The sequence below is a fragment of the Brevibacterium sp. LE-L genome (assembly GCF_050214925.1).
Lineage (GTDB): Bacteria > Actinomycetota > Actinomycetes > Actinomycetales > Brevibacteriaceae > Brevibacterium.
Genome location: NZ_CP189759.1, coordinates 1,937,617 through 1,956,093, shown reverse-complemented (window position 1 = coordinate 1,956,093; position 18,477 = coordinate 1,937,617). Strand labels below are relative to the sequence as shown.

Below are 18,477 nucleotides of genomic sequence, written 5' to 3'. Positions count from 1 at the left end.
GGAGTTTCGTGATGATTGGGCGGGTCCAACAATTGTCTTGGAGATCGTCACGGCCGGCGTGTTGCCGTCCAGTGTTGGAGTCAGTGCCCTCATGGATTCCGCATATACTTCTGTCGCAGAAGCGGTCAAGGTCGTCAACTTGACCAGTAACACCGCTGACGTCGGTCACGATATGTCCATGCCCGACCTGACCCGCTTTCCTGCTCCGTGCGTAGCTGGCGCCGCAGAGGCCGTGGCAGCGCGAAGCCACGCAAGCATTCGCTGCCCAACCTTCTGTGTTCGAAAATCAACGACCAGGCTGTCGAGCGCAATAATCTCTATCTTCAGCACCATTAGATGCATGGCCCGCGATCCCGCAAGACGAACGGGCTCCTCAGCCACAAGTGCTCGCCTCACAGAGGCCGGAGCCGATTCGGGGCTGGAACCCGCCGCCGATTGAACAGGCGAGTCAGGTAAGGTTATACTCACTTCACATTTGTGCGCTGTACAGACACACCTACGCAGCACGGTCAGATGCTGTGCAGACTGTTCGATGAGCGGATGCTCGAGGGGAGGGCCCAAACCCGATGAGAGACCCACTGGCCGACGATCGACGACTTGACGACATCCTCAGTGACGGACTGGCCGAGGCCTTGGAGGACTGGTGTGTTTTGTCAACTTTTTTCCGGCCAAAAGAGCGCCGAAAATCCAGCCAGGCGAGCATGGTTTCCAGCCGTGTGAGCTCCGCGTCCGATACGGGGAACGTGCCCACACGTGCAGGGCTGCGGATGGGAAGCTGTCCGCAGCCCTGACCTTCGTGGTTACTACCAGCCTTGATGGTCCGCAATCTGGTCTTTCAGCGTTTCGATCTCCGCCAGCAGGCGCTGGTAGTGAGTTCCGTGGTGATCGGGGCCGAACAGGAATTGGGCGGCTGATGAGATCGCGATCTGGCCGTCGAGACTGCTTCGGCGCAGGATGGTTTCAGCTGCGTAGAGGACGGTTTCGCATCGTTGGAAGAGCTCGTCGGTGCTGACAGAGTTCATGGTTGGTGTCCTTTCGGTGTCTGGTGGTGGGGTCATCTCATGAGTGCGTTCTTGACGCGGTAGGACTGGCCGGTGAAGTGGAGGAGTCTGCCGTGGTGGACGATGCGATCGATGATTGCTGCGGCCATGTTGTCGTCGCCGAACACGGTTCCCCACCGGGCGAACTCGAGGTTCGTGGTCAGGATGAGGCTGCGTTTCTCGTAGGCGTCGGCGATGACCTGGAAGAGGAGCCTGGCGCCTTCGGTATCGATGGGCAGATATCCGAACTCGTCGATGATGAGCAGTTTGTTCTTACCCAGCAGGGCCAGTTCCTTATCGAGTCGTCCTTGATCGGCTGCTCGGCGTAGATGTGTGACGAGGCTGGCGGTGGTGAAGAATCTGGCGGGTATTCCCCGGTGACAGGCGTGAGCGGCTAAAGCGATCGCCAGATGCGTTTTCCCGCATCCGACGTCGCCGTAGAAGACGAGGTCGGAACCAGTGGTCAGGAACTCGAGGTCGGTCAGTCGAGTGCGGCCGTAGTCGGTGGGGAACTTGATGTTTGTCCAGTCATACCCGTCGAGGGTTTTCAGGGTGGGCAGTTTCGCGGCTTTGAGTAGCCGGGTGCGGCGCTGATGGGCTCGGGAGGCGTGTTCGGCGGTGAAGAGGTCGTGGAGGAGTTGTCGTTGTTTCGGAGTTGCTTTGGCGGCGGCTTCGGCGACGACGGTATGGCTGATGCCGGTGTGTCGTCCCGCGTCGATGACGTCTGTGGTCGTGATGGTCATGCTGGTTGTTCCTGCCGAGTAGTGGTGAAACGGTCATAGAGGCTTAAATCGACGTTCGATGCTGGTGGTTCGCTGCCTTGACACAGGCGTCTGGCCAGCATCGGCAGTCCTGGGCCGGTGGGGTCATCGCCGAGTCGGATGAGCCTGTCAGCAGCCTCGACGGCGGTGTTCCAAGACGTGGCTTGGGCACTGGCATCGAGACGGCCGAAGAACTCGGAACGAGCCCGACTATCGGCAGCATCGGCCCAGTCACGGACAGGGTCGGACACCTGGGCACGGACTGGTGAGTTCGACCAGGCTCCGGGTTTGGTCATCAACGCGGCCAGAAGCGTATCGGGAGTGAACACGGTCGGCCCCGGCTGGCCCCAGGCGCGGTCGAAGCCGATGACAGGTTGAGATCGTTCGTTGAGGATGCTGATGGCATCGTGACGGATCGCGACGGTGAGCAGCCTGTTGTGGTAGTCGGGGCCGGCGAGGTAGGAATGACCATCGATGACGATGGTGCCGGTCTTATCGGCCTTACGCGATTCGTAGCGGACCGGGTCGAAGGCGATCCCGGGCAACGCGAGTCCCGCGGCGATGTCGTGGGCGAACAGGTCCTGGATCTTCTGGCCCTTCTTCCAGTGATCCTCGGAGCCGAGTCCGTCGCAGTAGGCCAGCAGGTCCGTGTTGAAACCGGCCAGGGAGACCGCGGTGGGTTCGGGGACCATGAAGTTGCGGCGGATGAATCCGACAGCGTTTTCGACGTTGCCTTTCTCATGCCCCGAATAGGGGCTGCAGTAGCGGGCGGTAGTCCGATAGTGGGCTTTGAACGCGGCGAAGAGTCTGGCTTCGGTGATAATCGTGCCACAGCGTCTGCCAGCACCGGTGGCGTTATCGAGGATGAGTTCGACGGGCACGGTATTGATGTGGTGAAAGATCGTGGCCAGGCCCTGGCCGATGCATTCGCTGGTTTCTCCGCGGAAGGCCTGAGCGAAACGCATATTCGAAAACGGGAACGTAATGACCAGCAGGTGGAGGACTTCACGGATGCCGTCGACGATCGCTTCGGCCTGACCGAAATCGACTTGCGCGTGTCCGGGTGCCCATTCGAGTTCGAAGAAGCCCTGACTGCGGGCCCGGTGCATGGTCTTGTAGTCCTTGATGAAGCGCTGCACGGGTGAGTAGGAGCCTTGATAGTCGTGTTCGGCGACGAGTCTGTCGTAGACCCGTTTGGATGTGTGGCGCTGTTTACGGGGACGGCGGGCATCGTCGGTCAGCCACTGTTCGATGATGTGGGTCAGTCCTGCCAGGACGGCAGCACCGGCCTGACGGGTCGGGGCTGGTGGTTGCGGAGAGAAGTCGTCTTGGTTGAGGTATTTCGCGACGGTTTCACGATCGATGCCCAGATCGGTGGCGATCTGGCGTCCGGATCTTCCTTCGGCGTCGAGGCGCCTGATATTTTCGATGGTAGTCATGGGTGTGGTCATGGTCTTTCTGGTTCCCTTCTGACACCCCGGTTCGATCCTGCTGCAACGGGATCGGGGTGTTCGTTTGGGAACCTAATCGATGAGAGCGGCCACGCCCATGACTTTGTGTTTTCTGGGAGTGGCGCACAGAAGCAGAGACGGGCTGTTATGGCTGGAATCCAGCCGCTGTACTGGCTGGATTCTGGAGCTGAACCGGCCTACTTAAAGTTGATCACACACAACTGGGCTTCGCGAACACCGAAACTCGTGCACGAGGCCGACACTGCGCTGCATTTCGATCCAGCAAGTGCTGCGATCAAGCTCGCACAAGGAGGCGTTGGGGAACAATATCTCGTCTACGAGAGGGCGGGAACGTGGTATTTCGCCGCCGGACCTGCTGCTGAGGTGAGCGTCAGTAGCGACACGCTACACCTGCGGGTCGGCCAATGGCACCGGAGTATCCCCGTAGACGATCCCGTTGAAGCTGTCGCAACGGCATTAGCGTCCGTTCACAGGCATGGACCATCACGGTGCTACGGGTGGGCTTCTTTCGAATTGGCGTTCTTACTGTACGAGGATCGGCCTGGTGCAGGATCGGATACACTCATTCATCTAATGTTGCCTGAGGTCGAAGTGCAGCTCGACGGAAATGCAGCGCGCACCCGAACCTCAATTCCGGGAATTGGGGTGTCATGATTTGAGTAGACAGCAGAACCCGATGAAAGGAAACTGCTGCACATGACTACCAACCAATCCCCGCGGCGGCCCCGCAGAGAGTTCACCTCGGAGTTCAAGGCCGACGCCGTCGCGATGGTCACCGACCTCGGGAAGTCCCGAGCCGAAGTCGCCCGCGACCTCGACATCAACGAGTCGACGCTGGGCCGGTGGGTCGCGAAGGCCACTGGCACTGAAGGAACCGGCTCCGGATCAGCTCGACGCGCTCCCGACGCCAACAGTGATGACCCGGCCGAGATGGCCAAGGAAATCGCTCGTTTGAAGCAGGAGAACGCGTTCTTGAAAAAAGCCGCGGCCTTCTTCGCGAAGGAACAGCCGTGAGCGCGAAGTACGAGCTGATCCACACCGAAGAAGGCGCCTTCCCCGTCACCTTGATGACCCAGATTCTGGGAATTGAGCGCACCGGCTACTATGCGTGGAAGAACCGGCAGGACACCGAACCGGACCCTGAGTCCAGGCGTGGTCGCCGCCAGATCGTCGCCGACCGGGTCTACGCCCTGTGGTTGGCGTCGAACAAGGTCTACGGCATTCGCCGGATCCACAAGGATCTCGCAGCCGAAGGGATCACCGTTTCGCTGGGGTTGGTCGCTGCGATCATGCGCGAGCTCGGGATCGCGGGTGTCCAACCCCGGGCAACGAAGCGAACCACGATCCCTGCCGCCGATGCCCAGGACAGGGCGGATCTGGTGCGGCGGGAGTTCAACCCGCCGGTACCCACGACGCATCTGGTCAGCGACATCACTTATCTGAAGACGGGTGAGGGGTGGTTGTTCCTGGCCACGGTCATCGATCTCACGACCCGGATGGTGGTGGGGTGGGCGACGGCGAAGCATATGCGCACGAGTCTGATCATCGATGCTCTTAAGGTCGCCTACCAGGGCGGATACGTTGCCGAGGGCGCAATAGCGCATTCGGATCGAGGCAGCCAGTACACCTCTGCGGAGTATGCGGAAGTCGCACGATTGATGCAGGTTCGCTTGTCAGTGGGCAGGACTGGGGTGTGTTGGGACAACGCGGTCGCGGAGGCGTTTTTCGCTTCGTTGAAGAATGAGATGTTCCATCGTCAGCGATTCGCTACTCGCGCAAGGGCACGGCTGGCGGTCGCGGAGTATATCGAGGTGTTCTACAACCGGAAGAGGCGTCACTCGGCGTTGGGCTATGAGATCCCTGCCCGGGCGATGGAGTCGTTCTTCGATCGCACCGAGACGGAATCATCGGCAGCCGACCGGGCTGCTTGAGGAAATAGTGTTCTCCTGTCGAAACAACTTGACACAGTCCAAATGATTACTCGGATTACCGCACTGCTGCGTACCGAACCTGATACGTCCGACGCCATCTCGATCTCGCTCGAGGAACCCGACTTTGCGAATTATCAGAAAAAGGTCAGCATGGCAATCGCCAAGATCAAGAGCCGCGCCTTGGACAAGGTTGTTCTCTCGAGGGTCGTGCCACTTCCCGCTGAGCCCAAGATCGACCTGCCGCAGACTTATCTGTCAGGTCGCCGCGCGAACACGCCAGCGCGTTCGTTCCTTATTGACGTCGGCGGGTGGAAGGCAACTGGGTTCAGCCCTGAGACCATTGTCGAGGTTGACCCGACTGGACGTGTGCGTACACAGCCGCTGGCTGGTACTCGCGCGCTGCATCACCATCGTGAAACAGATAGTCGATTGCGTTCAGAGCTACTCAGCGACGCGAAGGAAGTGCATGAACACGCGATCTCTGTTCGTCTCGCTCTCGACGAGACACGATCGGTGAGCATACCGGGCTCGGTGGCCGTTACAGAGTTCATGGACGTAGAAGAACGTGGATCGGTGCAGCATATCGCCTCTCGCGTCACTGGGCAGCTGCAAGAGAACATGTCGTCTTGGTCGGCATTCGCAGCGCTCTTCCCAGCCGTGACCGTTACCGGCGTTCCGAAAGGGGCTGCGCTGCGAGTCATCCGAGAACTCGAGGGCGAGGAACGCGGCCTTTACGGCGGAGCGGTTCTCCTGGCTGACACGCAGGGTCAACTGGATGCCGCGTTGACACTTCGCACTGTCTTCCAGCGTGACGGACGAAGCTGGCTTCGTGCCGGTGCGGGTGTCATGGGCGAGTCCACGCCCGAACGTGAGTGGGAAGAAACCTGCGAAAAGCTACGCAGTATCGCCCCCTATCTTCGTGGACTGCGAATGTGAGTCCAGATCGTCCATCGTCCTCAGTGCACGGCGAAGAACGCTGATAGCAGGAGCCAGACGCGCGCCGTCGCCGATGCTCACTTACATCCGGAGCACCGGACCCTTGAACGGCCGTTTGCTGTGCCGCGTCCGTCCGCACACCCGGTGACTTTCAAGTTCCACGGCCCACACGATCGACCTCTTTCAAACCCATATGAATCGAGCTGTGCTGGACGAACCATCGTCTTCGATCTCTGCATTGATGATTTCGGCAAGATCAGTCGGACGGGAGTACCACGCGCTGTGGCCACTATCTACGGTGAAGTGACGCGTCCGTTTGGGGAGCGAGTTCACATACTCGTGTTGCATTCGCGGCTTAATGGCTCGATCGCGGGTTGTGAGAACATAGCTGACTCCGACGTTCTCTGGAATCTTGTAGCGCAATTCGGTGTCGAGTATCTGCACTGGTTCAGGAACGAGGCTATCAAGGAGTCGGTCTTGGTCCTCACGCGACAGATCATTGCAGAACACCGCTCGGGCCATCCATCGTGGCATGATCGTCGTTTTGTCTCCGCTCAGAAGGAATCTGCCAAACCATCGCAGAGGCGCAGGCAGCATATCCCAGAAACACGAGCCCGATGGGGGAACTACTGCAGCAACGAAGACAATTTTCTTGATCTTTCTCGGAGCCCGTTCCGCGGCCGCCAATGCGACTATCCCGGCCAGTGAATGGGCAACTATGACAGCTTCTCCTGGTTCATCGTTGATGGCGTCGACGATGGCTTCGGCAAATCCGTCTAGTGTCGGCGGCTGCTTCCCTGCCCCGGGTCGGCCGGGCAAGTTGATAGCAATCGTCCGATGCCGCAGGTGTGGGATCACCCTCTCCCAGCACCAAGCGCCGTGCATCCCGCCGTGGACGAGCAGAGAGAAACTACTCGTCATGTCTAGCCGTCTTCCTATTGAGGTGGTCCAGGGCGAGTCCGAAGGTGTCCGGTTCGAGTGGGACGTCTGCTGTGAGAGTTTGATCTCGGACCAGGAGCATTCTGGTGCAGGCCTTCCGGATGAATTCTGGATCGTGAGTGATCACCAGAATCGTTTTACCGCGCTCGGCCTGTTCGGTGATGCAGTCGACGACGCGGCGGAGATTTCTCCCGTCGAGTCCCGAAGTCGGTTCATCGAGCATGATGAACTGTCGGTTTTGCATGAGCGCTACAGCAATGGTCAGGCGTTGCTTTTGCCCACCGGACAGCGAGCCTGGGTGTCTGTTCCGGTACTCCCACAGCCCGAGTTGTGTGAGAACCCGTTGCGCTTGGGCCATAGAGTCGGGGGTGGACTTGGCGCCGTGCGTCATTTCTCCGAGCACGCTGTCTGAGAACAACTGGCTGTCGGCGTCCTGCATGACGAACCACGTGTTCAGGGACCGTTTGGCTCGGCGGGAATGGGCTCCGCGCAGGCAGATCGTACCCCTGCCTGCGCGCTCGAGTCCGCACAGGGTGCGGCCGAGCGTGGTCTTCCCGGCGCCGTTCGGTCCGGCGAGTGCGACGACTTCACCCGGTTGCAAGGTGAACGACAAGCTCGTCAACAATGATGCGCCGCGCCCTTTCCTGCGGACCGTGAGGTCTGTGACTTCGACGGTAGGGTCGCCGCCGAGCGAAGTGTGGGAGACATGCCGTGCCCCCGGTTCCGTGGTGCGGAGAACCGGGTCACGCAGGCCGAGTTCTTCGAGCGTGGCCTGTGGCAGGTTCTGCAGCTGGGCAGGGGTGTATTCGTGTCGGATGTCCCCGTCGTCCATGTAGACGATCCGGTCGGCGAGGTGCATGAGGTAGGTGAGGCGGTGCTCGGCTATCACGATGGTGCTGCCGGACTCCTTGAGCGTCGTCAGCACGCCTGCGAGTTCTCGGGTGGCGTCGAGATCGAGGTTGGCGGAGGGTTCGTCCATCACATAGAGGGGAGGGCGTGTGCCTGCCGCAGCGGCGACCGCGACCTTCTGCTTTTCGCCGCTGGAGAGGGTGAGGAGTGCGCGATCGAGGAGATGGCTGACACCCAGCCGGTGCGACAGGTCCTCGATGCGTGCCTGAATGTCTTCGGGTGGGAACCCGTAGTTCTCACATCCGAATGCCAGCTCGTCACGCACGACCGGTGCGAAGAACTGGGTCTTCGGATCTTGGAACACGCTGCCGACGAGCCGACCGTACTCCCACGATTGCAGTTCGCGGGCGTTCGTTCCATCGATCTGCACGCCGCCTTCGAGTTCCCCGCCGTAGAACCCGGGGACGAGCCCGTTGAGGACCCGGGTGAGGGTGGTCTTGCCACAGCCGCTGGGCCCGGTGAGGACGACGAACTCGCCGCGGCTGACTTGGAAGGACACGTGGCGCAGTTGCGTGGCCCCGGCCGTGTACGAGAAACTCACGTCGTCGAGGTGGATCATATCGATGTACCTGTCACGAGCTGGTCTGCCAGCACCCATCCGAGCGCCGTGATCGCGCATGCCGCGGCGATCACGTCGACCGGTTGGAAGCGAAGCTGCCGCAGCGATGTTCGGTGACCGGGGTTGTCGGCCCCGCGGGTGGCCGCAGAGACCGATAGGTCGTCGGAGACCTTCATGCTCCGCATCAGCAGAGGCACGTAGATCGATTCGACGACCATCATAGGGTGTGCCGCAGTTCGCCACGACAGCGCGGACAAGCCACGCAGTTTCATCCCGTCGCGAATCGATGCGAACTCCGACCTGATCGTCGGCAGAAAGCGCAGAATGACCGCGCAGGGAAGCACGAGCGCACGAGGCGCCCGGAGCCGCTGCAACGCCCCGACGAGCTCACCTGGCGGTGTCTCGGCAAGGCATTGCACCAGCATCGCGACGGGCATGATCCGTGCTGCGAAGAATACCATGAAGCCGAGCATCAGCCCTGGCCCGGTCGCATACTCAACGATTCCGTACTGCACCAGATACAGCAGCACGAACACGCATACGCCGGTCATGGCCTGCAGCCACATGCCCGTGAGCAGCAGATAGGCCGATGCTCCGGCGACGAGACAGAACAGGCCCGCTGCGTCTACGAGGAGCGTGAGCACGCTGCACAGCAGGAGCAGGAGCATTGTCGTGCGCGGGTCGAACCGCAGCCAGCCTGGTCTCATGCGGCGCTGATGATCCCGGCCTTGACGAAGTGCTTTGACAGGAGCTTCCGCCCCATCCAGTGCCCGAGCAGGGCCAGGACGGCACCGGCGATCACGGACACTGCCACCGCACCCGGGGAGGTCGCGAAACGAAGGAACAGTTCGGCCGAGGCGCCCATGCTCTCGAACTGGTCATAGTAGGTGTCGCCGAAGAGGTAGATGGGCAGGTAGGAGCCGATCGAGAACATGATTCCGAAGATCATGTAGGTCACAGCGTTGAGCATGCCGTTGCGGTACGCTCGCGGTCGCCACAGAATGGTCTCGCAGATCAGGCCGGCGGCCAGGTAGAAGGGGATCATGTAGAAGAACCCCGGCAGCGCGGAGATGATCGCGATGATCAGGTAGAACAGCACAGCGGTTCCGCGCTTAGCGACTCGATAGCTCATCAGGACATACACCGGGGCTGAGAACAGCGCGCACAGGCCGCCGACGACAGGGTAAGCGAAGCCATAGATCGGGGTGAGGATCATGCCGATCACGGTGTTAATCACCATCGCGAGGACACCGCAGATGCCAATGGTGACGAGGTCTTTGACCCCCAGCCGCCTTCGCGGCGAGGTGGAATTGTCCCGGGTTGAAGTGTTCATAGCGGTCCTTTCGAGCAGTGTTTAGGCAGGAAGTCACCAGTAGGCATTTGGCGCGAGACCGTACCGTCGAATTGGTGCGTGCCGGCCCTCGACCTCCTCGATCCGTGAGGAGCCAGGCTCATATGGAGGGCGAGTCTAAAGCTGTGATCCACTCCGATCGTGTCCCCAGCGTTCCTGGCTCGGCCACTCACCGAAGCAGGCTCCAGGCTCCCGGTGATGCCTGCCACGACGTTTGCCTCAACGTTCATGGCCGGCGTCCTGCGTTGGCACGTCCGAATTCGTCGCATCGCCTTCGGGCGGAGTCGGGATGCGTCGGAATCGGGGGTGAAGGAGAACGAACACGGAGACGATGGCCATGATGGCCGCGCCGACGATGATCGGCAGAGAGGTCCAGACGCCGTACAGGACGGTACCGGCGGTGGGTGCGACGACGAAGGTGAGACCCATGTTGGCGGCGATGAGCCCGGCCAGGCCTCCTTGTTCCTCGCGGGAGACCAACAGTGTTGGTCCGGCGGTGTAGCCGGGCATGGCGGTACCCAAGCCCAGGCCGATGAGGGCGATCGATCCGAAGAGGGCGACCGGCCCGGCATCGGGGATCAGCACGAGGAATCCGAGCAGCGCAACCACGCCGCCCACACGCAGCAGGGTGGCCGGGCCCCATCCCGTACTAGGAACAACGACTGTCTGGGCGAGGATCATGCCGATACCTGCGGCCAGGAGGGCCGCGCCGGTGAGCACTCCGGCTGTCTTCGCGTCCAGGTGAAGTCGGTCTTGGACTATGAAGCCCGTGACGATCTGGATGAACCCCAGGGCGGTGAACATGCCGAACCCGGCGAGCAGGAACGGCCACACCCGCGAGTCTGTCGGCCGGACGCTCGTAGGCTTCTCGATCAGTGTGGTGCGCGCCTCGGGGCGCAGCCGAAGGGCGACCAGCACGAGGCCGAGGGCGAGGAGCACCGGGACGGAGAGGATCGGGGCCATCAGCCCGAAAGCGGCGAGCAGGCCACCGACAACGGAACCGGCGATCTGAGCCACGCCCTGGACCGCGCCCACACCGGCCATGCCCTTGATCCGGGTGGTCTCATCGGTGGTGACATCAGCGATGTAGGCCTGCGCGGTTGGTTGGATAGCAGCAATGGCGGTGCCGAACCCGATACCGCGCAGCACGACGAACAGCGCGAACAGAACGGTGCCGCTGAGAGCGCCGATCATGCCGACCTGGGAGATCAGCGCGAAGGCTGCCGTCGCGATCGCACCGAGGGCCAGCGCCGCGAGGAGAACGCGTTTGCGTCCCAGCGACTGCGACCGGCGCCCCCATATCTGAGCCGTGAGCACCACCATGATCGCTGCTGTGCTGATGGTCACCCCGACCTGCCATTCGGCCAGGCCGACCTCGCGTGAGAGCGGGGCAATGATGGGGTTCAGCGTCATCTGCGCCAGGTAGGCCAGGAACACCGCCGTTAGCACCAGCTTGATCTGCGCGGGGTTGCTTGTCGTCATCCTCGGGGGTCCTTCAGTGCATCCGGGTCGGTCACGATGACGGCGTAGCATGTGTGCGCACACCGCGCTGTTCTCGCGTGTCGTTTCATGAGGCGTCGGTGGGGTGGGTGACGCGCCAGCCTTGGGCCCGTTCGCGTTCGGCCCAGAAGTCGGCGTACAGACCTGTGCCGGCGACGAGGTCGGTGTGGGTGCCGTGCTCCACGATCGCGCCGTCATCGAGGACGAGGATCTGGTCGGCTCCGGCGATCGTCGTCAGGTCGTGGCTGACGATCAGCATGGTTCGGCCTTCAGACAGTGCGGCCAGGCCGGCGTGGACGGCGATCGCGTTCTCCGGATCGAGCGATGCGGTGATCTCGTCGAGAAGCACGATGGGCGAGTCCTTGAGGAAGGCTCGCGCGATGGAGACGCGCTGACGCTCTCCGCCAGAGAGCGCGACTCCGGCCTCGCCGACCTGCGTGTCGAGGCCGTGGGGCATCCGGTCGATGATCTCGTCGACGCGGGACAGACGGATCGCCTCGCGCAGTTCGTCGTCAGTGGCCTCCGGGTTGCCGAAACGGATGTTGGCCTCGATCGTGTCATCGAGCAGGTAGACGTTCTGTTGGACCACCGAGAGCTGCTCCATCACGGTCTGTACCGGCAGCAGCCTGGCATCGACACCGCCAATGCGCACAGTGCCTGCGTCGGGTCGAAGAACCTGGCGGCCAGCTGCAGGATCGTGCTCTTGCCCGATCCTGACGGCCCTACCAGAGCGGTAGTGGTTCCCGGGTGCGCCGAGAAAGTCACCTCGTGCAGCACTTGTCGACCCCCGGGATATGTGAAGTCGACGTGGTCGAAGGCGAGTTCTCCGGCCTGTTCGATGCTGTCTGTGCCCTCGGGTTGCGCGGGTTCGTCGAGGACATTGTCGATGCGATCCAGGTCGTGACCGGCGAGCCGGAGCGCGGAGCCGAGGTCGGCGGCGTCGATGAGTGGACCGGTGAAGCGTGCGGCGGCGAACAGCACCACGGCGGCGGTCGCCGCGCTCGCCGCGCCGGTGAGGGACTGCCACACGGCGATGACGATGACGGCGGCGAACATCAGCTGCACGGCGGTCGCGAAGCCGATCAGGCCGGGCAGGCTGGTGCGCAGCGAGCGGCGGGAGGCTTCCTGTTGGGCGCGGTGTGCTCTCGCCAGCATGCCGTTGCCGGCCTGATCGGCCCGGAATGCCCTCATCACCGGCTGGGCGCGAGTGAACTCCACGACGCGGCTGGCCGCCTCAACCGCCGCCTGGTCGATCTGATCGGCCGAGCGCTCAGCGAGCGCGGCCGCCCACCGGTACACCAGATACAGGAGTGGGGCGGCGATCAGCATCGTCAGCGCCACCGGCCAGTCGATGAACAGCAGCCCTAGCGCGATGGTCATGGGCGTAACGACGGCGGTCACCAGCGGCTGGATCAGGGTCGAGGCGGCCGTCCACACGGCGGTCGTGCCCTGGGAGACTGATTGCGAGAGTCTTCCGGTGCGATCGGAGGAGAACCAGCCCACCGGCAGCACGCCGAGGTGGTCGATGATGCTGCGGTGCAGGCCGCGCATCAGGGCGAGCCCGATCCGGGATCCCAGCACGCTCTGGATCGAGAATGCGATGCCCGCGATGACAGCGGCACCGATCACCGAGAGGATCCACGGCCAGCTCGCAGAAGCTTCACCTGCGAGCAGGTGGCGTAGTGCGGGGATCGCCAGCAGCAGCGCGACGCCCTGGAGGATCCCGTAGGCGACGCAGACGGTGAGGAAGGCGCGCATCTTCGCCCGGTCGTCCGATGCGAGGATCGGCAGCAGCTTGCGGATCATGCGGTCGTTCCTTCCTGGGCGTTCCACAGAGCGGCGTAGAGTCGGCCATGGTCCAGCAGTTCGTCATGGCGGCCGGTCTCGACGACCCGGCCGCCCTCGAGAACCACGATCTGGTCCGCGTCGGTGATCGTGCGCAGCCGGTGCGCGATGACGAGGACCGCACGGCCTGCGATCAGCGTTGACAGGGCGTCCTGGACGGCTGCTTCTGATTCGGGATCTGCGAAGGCGGTGGCTTCGTCTAGCACCACGATGGGAGCGTCAGCGAGCATGGCCCGTGCGATGCACAGCCGCTGGGTCTCACCGCCGGACGGAGTCACCTGCTCGTGCACGATCGTGTCGTAGCCATGCGGCATGGACATGATCACGTCGTGGATCTGCGCCGCTCGCGCTGCCGCCTCCACGGTCGCGTCGTCAGCGTCCGGGGCCGCTAGGCGCAGGTTGTCGCGCACGCTCATGCGCAGCAGAACGTTGTCCTGGAACACGAATGCGACTCGCCGGTAGATCTCTTCGGGAGCCGCGTGCCGCAGGTCGACTCCGCCGATCCGGATCGCACCGTCGGTGACGTCCCAGAACCGGGGCAGCAGCCGCGCCAGCGTGGACTTGCCGGAGCCCGATGGGCCCACCAGTGCTGTGACGGTGCCGGGTCGCAGTACGAGGTCGATGTCCGAGAGCACGTCGGTCTGCCCATCGTAGGAGAATCGCACGCCGTCGTACTCCACCACGGCACCCTCCGGGGTGCGTGGATGCGCGACCTGCGGTAGTACCGGGGTGCGGAGCAGGTCGCCCAGCCGCGCCGCTGCCGCGGTGGCGGTGCGCATTGCCTGCGCCCCGATCCCCATGTTCAGCACCGGTGCACCCAGTCCGACCCCGATCATCAACGCCAGCAGCACCTCGGCCGGCGCCCCCCACCCTGAATGGACGAACCAGGCCCCTGTCGCGAGCACCAGGGCGATCACCGTCGGCGGTGCCAGTACCGCACTCGCCAGCGCGTTGACGCGTAGCAGTGGTCCCATCCAGCGTTCGAAGAACACGGCCAGCTCGTCACCGACTGCGTGGTAGCGCTCCTGAGTGCTGCGCGTCCGGCCGAATGTCTTCACGACCGCGATGCCCTGCACGAACTCCACGATCCGGGAGTTCACCCGGCCCAATGCCTCGTCCCAGCGTGCCGCGTTCTCCGTGTTTCCGCGCATCATCACGCTCAGTCCGACGAAGTACAGCAGCACCGGCACCAGGCACACCAGGCCCAATCGCCAGTTGACGACGAACAGCAGTACGAATCCCGCGAGCGGGGCCACTATGGCTCCCACCAGGTCGTTGATCGCGTGTGCCACCAGATGATGCACGTCGTGCACGTCATCTTGCAGGCGGCGCTTCACCTGACCCGAGGAGCGTTCTCCGAACCAGCCCAGCGGCACCCGCCACAGCCGATCGGTCAATCGTTGCCGAAGCGCCTGGCCCACCGTTCCGTCCGCTCCGTGAGTGATGGTGTATGCCGCCCCTGTCGCGGCAGTGCGCACCAACACGCCGATCACGGCGATGACCGCCCACGCCCACACCACGTTCCCGCTCGCGCCTGCCGGCTGCAACAGTTCCTCGACGATCCGATAGATCGCGACATACGGCACCAAGGACGTCAGCGCGCCAAGCGCTTGGAACGCCCCCGCCAGGATCAGCCGCCCACGCACCGGAGCGAGCAGCGAGCCGAGGCTCTTGTCACTACCAGCGGCTCTCGTCTCGGGCTCAAGCGTATCCGGCGCCGACTCGGATTGAGCGTCGGGCAACACAGCCTGAGTAGCGGTCGCATCATCGGGCATGAGCCATCCTTTCAAGCATCCACTCATCGACGGTCTGCACGGTCCCCGATCGCGGGCCCTGTGCAGTGCACAAATCTTTGAAGTGAGTGTACCCTTACCCGGCGCGTTTGTTCAACGGACAACTACGCCGGGTATCGTGGTGGCACGACACTCCGCGGATGGGAGCCGAGCATGACAAAGCCGAAGGCAAAGAAGAGCAAACGCCAGCGCGGACCGCGCACCGCCGCGGACGAAGCCCCCTTGACTACAGAGCAGATCATCGAAGCCGGAGTCCGCCTCACAGCCGCCCGCGGCCTAGCCGGGTGGTCCACTCGGGACCTCGCGAAAGAGGTCGGCTGCTGGCCGACGGCGATTGCGCACCGCGTCGGCCCACGCCACGAGGTCGACCGCGTCATCGTCGACGCCGTCATGTGCTCAGTCGACTTACCGTCACCAGAACTCTCGTGGCGACCGTGGTATCAGCAGCTCCTCACCTCGCTGCACGACACACTGTCTGCGCACCCCGGCGTCGCCCGCTGGCTCGGCATGGCCGCCACGACCGTCCCTGCGGCGGTGCTGATGATCGATACCGGGGTCAGCAAGCTCGCTGAGGCCGGCTTGGGCGACGAAGCACCCGCCGCACACATCATGCTATTGAATACCGCCGTGCACCTGATCGCCTCCGAAGACGAGCGAGATGTCGACCCCAAGCTTCAGGACGCGATCCTCGCAAGCCTCGGCATGTTGTCCGAGGACAGTCAGCATCCAGGGGCGGCAATGTTCGCGGACACGCTCGCCCATGCCTTTGACCTCGATAGGCTCTACAACTACGCAGTCGAGCGTGCACTCGACGGCGTCGCAGCCCGCATTGCGACGAGACAGCCGATGAAACCATAGGCAACATCTCATTAGGGTAGCCTCACCTAAAGGCATCGGGTACACTAGCACCGATCGATAATTTGTGCACTGCACACCTGGCATCGGATTGTCGGTCCTACCCGGCGCGGACACCCTCCCCAGGCGGATCTCCGGTCACCCGCGCTTGCCGAGCCCATCGGAGGTGATTGCCTTGTCCGCGACAGACAGCACTGACGCCTGGCCGCCGGACTCCGATGAGTCCCTTCGGTCAACTCGCAGAGCGTCGCCGCCAGCGCACAACGATCTCGACGAGTCACTGATGGACGCAGACCCCCAGCTGCACACCCTCGTGTCGGAGGAAATGTCACGTCAGCGGCAGACGTTGGAGATGATCGCATCGGAAAACTTCGCGCCAGTCTCCGTGCTTCAGGCGCAGGGTTCGATACTGACAAACAAGTATTCCGAGGGATATCCGGGCCGTCGCTACTATGGCGGATGTGCCCATATCGATGAGATTGAACGTCTCGCGATTGATCGGGCTCGGAAGCTGTTCTCGGCCGACCACGCAAATGTGCAGCCGCACTCTGGAGCTCAGGCGAACGCCGCTGCGTTCGGCGCCCTGATGAAACCTGGTGACACGGTGATGGGTTTGGCCCTTTCCCACGGCGGGCACCTCTCACACGGCACGACAATGAATGCTTCAGGAACCTTCTACAAAGCTGTCCGATATCACCTGGATTCCGATACCGGGCTGGTGAACTTGGAGACCGTGGCCCGTCTCGCGCGCCAGCATCGACCGCGAGTCATCGTTGCAGGGTGGACAGCCTATCCGAGGACGGTTGACTGGGCCGGGTTCCGACATACCGCCGACGAGGTCGGCGCCTTTCTCGTCGCGGATATGGCACACCTTGCTGGCCTCGGTGTGTACCCCTCGCCGGTGCCGTATGCCGATGTCGTCACCAGCACGACCCACAAGACTCTCGGAGGTGCGCGCGGTGGGCTGGTCCTCTGCCGGGGCTCACTGGCCGACCGAATCGACGCGGCTGTTTTCCCCGGGCACCAAGGCGGAGCGCTCAATCAGAGCATCGCCGCCAAGGCTGCCACCTTCCATCTCGCCGGCCGACCTGGGTTTGTCGAGCGCCAACGGCGAACACTTCAAGGCGCGAAGATCATCGCCGAGCGGCTCTGTCAGCCCGACATCAGATCATCGGGGATCCAGGTGGTGACCGGTGGCACTGACTGTCATCTCGTGTTGCTTGATTTGTCCGAAGCAATAGAACAAGGCCAGTTCACCGACGGTGCAGACGCAGAACAGTATCTGGAGAGTATTGGCGTGACAGTCAATCGCAATACGGTTCCGAACGAGACGCGCACATCCCGTCGACCTTCTGGGCTTCGGCTGGCCACTTCGGCCCTTGCGACTCGCGGTTTCGACGACTCCGCCTTCGCCGAGGTCGCCGAGATCCTGGCCGACGCCCTAACCCGAGCGGAGAACGGTCCCAGCCTCGCGAGCCGCGTCTCCGCACTGGCCAACCGGTATCCGCTCTATGCCACAACCAGCCTGCCCTGAGCACCCATACACTTCAAGGAGATCCATGTCGTCCAACGTTGATCGAGCTGTCCCGTTAGGGTCATCGTCTGAGGCCGACGCGCGTCCGTCGGACATCATCGCGGACTTGATTGCCGCGCGGCTCGGCTGCGATGTCAGAGCTCTCAGCGACGATGCCGAGCCGTTGAAGCTCGGCCTCGACTCGCTCGGGATGATGTCCGTCATCAACCAGGCACGCCGACTGGGAGTATCGGCCACCTTTGAGCAGCTCGCGGAGCGCCCGACTTTCGGCGCCTGGCGGCAGTTGCTCGATGCCCCGCGCGCCGAGCCCGAGGCTGTGGACCCGGCACCACCGGTGAGTCCTGGCGAGCCGTTCGACCTGGCGCTCATGCAGCATGCATATTGGGCCGGACGAGACGCGGACATGGAGTTCGGAGGTGTGGCAACGCATCTGTACAACGAGTTCGATGGCCCCTGCATCGATACGGACCGACTCGACAGAGCCGTGCGGCTGCTCTTAGAACGCCATGGGATGCTCCGAGTCGCGATCGGCGACGACGGGCGGCAGCGTATTCTCCCGCAGCCGGCGTGGCCGGGCCTCACCATTCATGATCTGCGTGACCTCGATGACGCGGAGCAGGCTGCCGCGTTGGAACGTGTTCGTCACGAGGCCTCACATCGACAACTCGATATCGCGTCCGGACAAGTATTCGATGTCGCGGTGTCGCTGGTGAGTGAGAGCAGAACGCGATTGCACGTCAATCTCGACATGATTGCCGCCGATGCAGCCAGCTTCAGGGTCCTCATGGCCGATCTCGCTACCTACTATCACGACCCGGACTCCGTACTGCCGAGCCTGACGTACAGCTTCCCTCAGTATCTTGCCGACCGCCGTCAGGCGGAACAGTCCGAGACTCACACGCGGGAGTATGCCGAGGCTCGCGACTGGTGGCAGGCACGGTTGCCCACACTGCCTGGTGCTCCTGACCTGCCGCGTCTGAGGCAGACACCCGGGCGGACGCCGATGATTCGTCCCGGGTTTAATGGAGACCAAGCCACGAATCCCGAAAGGA

13 protein-coding genes and 2 pseudogenes are annotated in these 18,477 nt (G+C 62.9%); 5 read left to right on the top strand and 10 right to left on the bottom strand.

The window, feature by feature from the left end; all coding sequences use genetic code 11:
- Nucleotides 1–803 precede the first annotated feature (803 nt).
- Genes ACQE2J_RS08715 through istA form a run of 3 tightly spaced genes read right to left on the bottom strand, consistent with a single transcriptional unit; the run spans nt 804 to nt 3,240 of the window.
- The gene (locus tag ACQE2J_RS08715) at nt 804–1,022 is read right to left on the bottom strand and encodes a hypothetical protein (protein ID WP_135542787.1); all 219 of its coding nucleotides are present in this window, start codon (nt 1,020–1,022) and stop codon (nt 804–806) included.
- A gap of 32 nt (nt 1,023–1,054) precedes the next feature.
- Nucleotides 1,055–1,783 carry an IS21-like element helper ATPase IstB gene (gene istB / locus ACQE2J_RS08710; RefSeq protein ID WP_135542789.1) on the bottom strand — a complete coding sequence of 243 codons (729 nt, stop codon included), beginning with the start codon at nt 1,781–1,783 and terminating at the stop codon, nt 1,055–1,057.
- Complete coding sequence (istA, locus tag ACQE2J_RS08705; RefSeq protein WP_135542790.1) at nt 1,780–3,240, bottom strand: IS21 family transposase; 1,461 nt, start codon at nt 3,238–3,240, stop codon at nt 1,780–1,782. Before istA ends, istB begins: the two co-directional genes overlap by 4 nt.
- Nucleotides 3,241–3,969: 729 nt before the next feature.
- Between istA and ACQE2J_RS08700 the strand changes: the two genes are divergently transcribed.
- Both ACQE2J_RS08700 and ACQE2J_RS08695 read left to right on the top strand, forming a co-directional pair.
- A protein-coding gene (locus tag ACQE2J_RS08700; protein WP_425120641.1) for an IS3 family transposase occupies nt 3,970–5,204 on the top strand; the annotation gives its coding sequence in 2 pieces (ribosomal slippage) (nt 3,970–4,255 and nt 4,255–5,204; 1,236 coding nt in all).
- Between the two features lie 42 nt (nt 5,205–5,246).
- Complete coding sequence (locus tag ACQE2J_RS08695; protein ID WP_426937454.1) at nt 5,247–6,140, top strand: salicylate synthase; 894 nt, start codon at nt 5,247–5,249, stop codon at nt 6,138–6,140.
- Nucleotides 6,141–6,323: 183 nt separating this feature from the next.
- On the opposite strand, the gene ACQE2J_RS08690 is transcribed toward ACQE2J_RS08695, so the two are convergent.
- The 7 genes and pseudogenes from ACQE2J_RS08690 to ACQE2J_RS08660 all read right to left on the bottom strand — a co-directional run bounded on the left by ACQE2J_RS08690 (nt 6,324) and on the right by ACQE2J_RS08660 (nt 15,018).
- Nucleotides 6,324–7,061, bottom strand: a complete 738-nt coding sequence (locus ACQE2J_RS08690) for an alpha/beta fold hydrolase (protein ID WP_096157080.1) — start codon at nt 7,059–7,061, stop codon at nt 6,324–6,326.
- Complete coding sequence (locus ACQE2J_RS08685) at nt 7,051–8,529, bottom strand: ABC transporter ATP-binding protein (protein ID WP_425119625.1); 1,479 nt, start codon at nt 8,527–8,529, stop codon at nt 7,051–7,053. The genes ACQE2J_RS08690 and ACQE2J_RS08685 overlap by 11 nt, the downstream gene beginning before the upstream one ends.
- Before the next feature lie 14 nt (nt 8,530–8,543).
- Nucleotides 8,544–9,254, bottom strand: a complete 711-nt coding sequence (locus ACQE2J_RS08680; RefSeq protein ID WP_096157082.1) for an energy-coupling factor transporter transmembrane component T family protein — start codon at nt 9,252–9,254, stop codon at nt 8,544–8,546.
- Nucleotides 9,251–9,880 (bottom strand): MptD family putative ECF transporter S component, encoded by a 630-nt coding sequence (locus tag ACQE2J_RS08675; protein WP_096157083.1) that lies wholly within the window; start codon nt 9,878–9,880, stop codon nt 9,251–9,253. Before ACQE2J_RS08675 ends, ACQE2J_RS08680 begins: the two co-directional genes overlap by 4 nt.
- Before the next feature lie 237 nt (nt 9,881–10,117).
- The gene (locus ACQE2J_RS08670; protein WP_073884835.1) at nt 10,118–11,380 is read right to left on the bottom strand and encodes an MFS transporter; all 1,263 of its coding nucleotides are present in this window, start codon (nt 11,378–11,380) and stop codon (nt 10,118–10,120) included.
- A gap of 85 nt (nt 11,381–11,465) precedes the next feature.
- A pseudogene (locus tag ACQE2J_RS08665) lies at nt 11,466–13,156 on the bottom strand (ABC transporter ATP-binding protein).
- Nucleotides 13,157–13,200: 44 nt separating this feature from the next.
- Nucleotides 13,201–15,018 (bottom strand): ABC transporter ATP-binding protein, encoded by a 1,818-nt coding sequence (locus ACQE2J_RS08660; protein ID WP_073884833.1) that lies wholly within the window; start codon nt 15,016–15,018, stop codon nt 13,201–13,203.
- Between the two features lie 171 nt (nt 15,019–15,189).
- Here ACQE2J_RS08660 and ACQE2J_RS08655 point away from each other — a divergent pair, with 171 nt between their 5' ends.
- From ACQE2J_RS08655 to ACQE2J_RS08645, 3 genes and pseudogenes are all read left to right on the top strand, one after another.
- Nucleotides 15,190–15,894: a hypothetical protein gene (locus ACQE2J_RS08655; protein ID WP_073884832.1), complete on the top strand. Its 705-nt coding sequence runs from the start codon at nt 15,190–15,192 to the stop codon at nt 15,892–15,894.
- 280 nt (nt 15,895–16,174) lie between these two features.
- Entirely contained in the window at nt 16,175–17,425 is a 1,251-nt protein-coding gene (glyA, locus tag ACQE2J_RS08650; RefSeq protein WP_426937453.1) for a serine hydroxymethyltransferase, read from the top strand.
- Nucleotides 17,403–18,359, top strand: a pseudogene (locus ACQE2J_RS08645) (condensation domain-containing protein); the annotation flags it as partial. The gene glyA and the pseudogene ACQE2J_RS08645, both read left to right, overlap by 23 nt.
- Nucleotides 18,360–18,477 lie beyond the last annotated feature (118 nt).

Excerpts from the sequence above, each read along its gene's own strand:
- ACQE2J_RS08670 (WP_073884835.1), bottom strand. The coding sequence starts at position 11,380 with ATGACGACAAGCAACCCCGCGCAGATCAAGCTGGTGCTAACGGCGGTG.
- ACQE2J_RS08715 (WP_135542787.1), bottom strand. The coding sequence starts at position 1,022 with ATGAACTCTGTCAGCACCGACGAGCTCTTCCAACGATGCGAAACCGTC.
- ACQE2J_RS08680 (WP_096157082.1), bottom strand. The coding sequence starts at position 9,254 with ATGAGACCAGGCTGGCTGCGGTTCGACCCGCGCACGACAATGCTCCTG.
- ACQE2J_RS08655 (WP_073884832.1), top strand. The coding sequence starts at position 15,190 with ATGACAAAGCCGAAGGCAAAGAAGAGCAAACGCCAGCGCGGACCGCGC.
- ACQE2J_RS08695 (WP_426937454.1), top strand. The coding sequence starts at position 5,247 with ATGATTACTCGGATTACCGCACTGCTGCGTACCGAACCTGATACGTCC.
- ACQE2J_RS08690 (WP_096157080.1), bottom strand. The coding sequence starts at position 7,061 with ATGACGAGTAGTTTCTCTCTGCTCGTCCACGGCGGGATGCACGGCGCT.
- istA (WP_135542790.1), bottom strand. The coding sequence starts at position 3,240 with ATGACTACCATCGAAAATATCAGGCGCCTCGACGCCGAAGGAAGATCC.
- ACQE2J_RS08675 (WP_096157083.1), bottom strand. The coding sequence starts at position 9,880 with ATGAACACTTCAACCCGGGACAATTCCACCTCGCCGCGAAGGCGGCTG.
- istB (WP_135542789.1), bottom strand. The coding sequence starts at position 1,783 with ATGACCATCACGACCACAGACGTCATCGACGCGGGACGACACACCGGC.
- ACQE2J_RS08660 (WP_073884833.1), bottom strand. The coding sequence starts at position 15,018 with ATGCCCGATGATGCGACCGCTACTCAGGCTGTGTTGCCCGACGCTCAA.
- glyA (WP_426937453.1), top strand. The coding sequence starts at position 16,175 with ATGGACGCAGACCCCCAGCTGCACACCCTCGTGTCGGAGGAAATGTCA.